We start from the raw sequence: 2,147 nt of genomic DNA on the forward strand, positions 1-2,147 counted from the left end.
AGCGCAGATCCCCACGGGCGTAGTAGTAGCCGATGAGGGGGGATGTCTTTTTGTAGTATTCCATCAAACGGGTTTTGAGGCTGTCCTCATTGTCATCAGCGCGCGCTTGGCCACCTGCGGCTACGGCCTCTTTCGCACGATTGACGATACGACCGACCAATGCGCTGTCGTCGACTTCCAACTGGATCACCGCTTCGAGTTGGGCGCCGTTGCGTGACAAAAGCTCGTTGAGCGCATCTGCTTGACCCAAGGTGCGCGGAAAACCGTCAAAGATGAATCCTGCGGCGTTGCCTTCGCGAATTTTCTCTTCGATCAGACCGATTACGATTTCATCCGTAACCAGCTGTCCTGCGTCCATAATTGCGGCGACTTTATTGCCCATCTCGGTGCCCGACGTGCGGGCCTCCCGAAGCATGTCACCGGTTGACAGTTGCACCATGCCGCGCTCCTCCACGAGGCGCTGTGCTTGCGTCCCTTTTCCCGCGCCAGGCGGTCCAAGCAGAATAATGTTCATCGTCTTGCGGTCCCTTTCTTGCTGCGCTTCCTCCCGCGCAGCTGCGACTTTTCGATCAGCCCCTCATACTGGTGGGCCAGCAGATGAGACTGGATTTGCTGAATCGTATCCATCGTAACGGAAACAACGATCAGAACCGACGTTCCCCCAAAGTAGAAGGGAATCGCGAACTGGGACCGCAAAATTTCAGGCAGCAAACAGACAGCTGCGAGATAGGCGGAGCCAAGGACGAGAACACGCGCGACGATATAATCGAGGTGCTCTTCGGTCTTCTTTCCCGGACGGATGCCTGGAATGAAGCCATTTTGGTTCTTCAGGTTCTGCGCGATGTCATCCGTTTTGAACGAGACGTTGGCAGTGTAGAAATACGCGAAAAATACGATCATCCCAGTGAAGAACAAGAAGTATAGGGGCTGCCCCGGACCGAAGTAGGCCAAAATGGTCGACATAACGGGACCAAGATCACCCTGACCCGAAAAGGTCGCGATCGTGGTAGGAAGCAACAAAAGCGAGGAGGCAAAAATCGCGGGGATAACGCCTGCGGGGTTTACCTTGATCGGCAGATGGCTTGATTGTGCATCATAGACTTTCATGCCCTGCTGACGGCGCGGATACTGAATATGTACCTTGCGCAAGGATCGCTCCATGAACACAACAAAGGCAATCACCCCGACGACCATCGCAATCACAACGAGGATAACAAGCGGGGAAATCGCACCGGAGCGACCGGAGGCAAAGAACTGAGCCAAAGCGCTCGGGATTTCGGCGACGATGCCGACGAAAATAATGAGAGAGATACCGTTGCCGATGCCGCGATTGGTGATCTGCTCACCGAGCCACATCAAGAACATGGTGCCGCCAACGAGGGTGATGATCACGCCTGCACGGAAATACCAACCAGCCTCATGCGCCAGATCACCCGCCTCAAGGGACGCAGCCAAACCGTAGGCTTGGAACAGTGCCAAAAGCACGGTGCCGTAGCGCGTGTACTGGTTGATTTTTTTGCGACCTGAATCGCCCTCTTTCTTGAGCTGCTCAAGGGAGGGAACCATCGCCGTCAACAGCTGGACGATAATCGACGCAGAGATATACGGCATGATGCCGAGCGCAAAGATGCCCATCCGGCCCAATGCACCGCCCGTAAACATCGACAGGATGCCGCCGATCCCTGCGGAGGCTTGCTCCATAAAGTCACGGAGTGCGTTGCCGTCGATGCCAGGCACAGGAATAAACGTGCCAAGGCGATAGACGATCAACAGACCGAGAGTGAATACTATGCGTTGGCGAAGCTCTTTCGCTTTGCCAATGGTACCCCAATTGAGGTTCGACGCCATCTGTTCTGCTGCGGATGCCATTTAGGTCTCTCTATTCACGAACAGCGCCGCCTCATCGGTTTCCCGACAGGCGGCGCTTGGAAAACTTACAAGCTGATGTAAGGGGCGAGGCCCCTCACCACAACCCTTATTCAGCTGCCGCTTCGGCTTTGACTGTTACGGTGAGCGTGCCGCCCGCCTTTTCAACAGCTTCAATCGCGGATGCGGAGGCACCCGTGACGTTGATCGTCAGCTTGGATTTAACGTCGCCTTTGGCGAGAACGCGGATACCGTCAAGCTTGCGGCGCACGAGGCCCGAG

The 2,147-nt window shown here is 55.7% G+C and carries 3 protein-coding genes; all 3 read right to left on the reverse strand.

Annotated elements, in window-relative coordinates:
- A partial coding sequence (locus ACTG34_RS11610; RefSeq protein ID WP_439105063.1) for an adenylate kinase occupies positions 1–514 on the reverse strand: 514 nt, incomplete at its 3' end.
- A complete protein-coding gene (gene secY, locus ACTG34_RS11615) occupies positions 511–1,869 on the reverse strand; it encodes a preprotein translocase subunit SecY (protein WP_439105064.1) in 1,359 nt (452 codons plus the stop codon). The genes ACTG34_RS11610 and secY, both read right to left, overlap by 4 nt.
- A 106-nt stretch (positions 1,870–1,975) precedes the next feature.
- The coding region (locus ACTG34_RS11620) for an uL15 family ribosomal protein (RefSeq protein ID WP_439105073.1) at positions 1,976–2,147 on the reverse strand (172 nt) is incomplete at its 5' end.

It is taken from the genome of Celeribacter marinus (assembly GCF_965656515.1).
Taxonomy (GTDB): domain Bacteria; phylum Pseudomonadota; class Alphaproteobacteria; order Rhodobacterales; family Rhodobacteraceae; genus Celeribacter; species Celeribacter marinus_D.

Excerpts from the sequence above, each read along its gene's own strand:
- secY (WP_439105064.1), bottom strand. The coding sequence starts at position 1,869 with ATGGCATCCGCAGCAGAACAGATGGCGTCGAACCTCAATTGGGGTACC.